General features: G+C 62.8%; 1 protein-coding gene. It reads left to right on the plus strand.

The window, feature by feature from the left end:
* A partial coding sequence (locus ABAC402_RS38960; protein WP_023451373.1) for a calcium-binding protein occupies nucleotides 1-487 on the plus strand: 487 nt, incomplete at both ends.

Genomic DNA, 487 nt, shown 5'->3' on the forward strand with positions numbered 1-487 from the left:
TACGGCAACTCGGGCAACAACCTCCTCGACGGCAGCTTCGGCGGCGACATCATGGCGGGCGGTCTCGGCAACGACACCTACTACGTCAACACCGCCACCGACGAAGTCGTCGAATACATCGACGGCGGCACCGACAAGGTCGTCTCCCAGGTCAGCTACACCCTGGGCGAAAACCTGGAAAATGTCGAGCTGGCCAGCTGGGGTACGGCGGCGATCAATGCCTGGGGCAATGATGTCAGCAACGTCGTCACCGGCGGCCGCGGTTCCAACCAGCTCTTCGGTCTGGGCGGCGATGACACCATAACCGGCGGTGAAGGCAACGACACCATCACCGGCGGTAACGGCGCCGACTCCATGGCCGGCGGTACCGGTTCGGACGTCTATTACATCGACGCCACCGACACCATTACCGAAGACGCGGCTTCCGGCACCGATACCGTCTTCGCCAGCCACACCTACACCCTGCTCACCAACTTCGAGCGTCTGA

It is taken from the genome of Asticcacaulis sp. AC402 (assembly GCF_000495835.1).
In the GTDB taxonomy this organism is placed as follows: Bacteria; Pseudomonadota; Alphaproteobacteria; order Caulobacterales; family Caulobacteraceae; genus Asticcacaulis.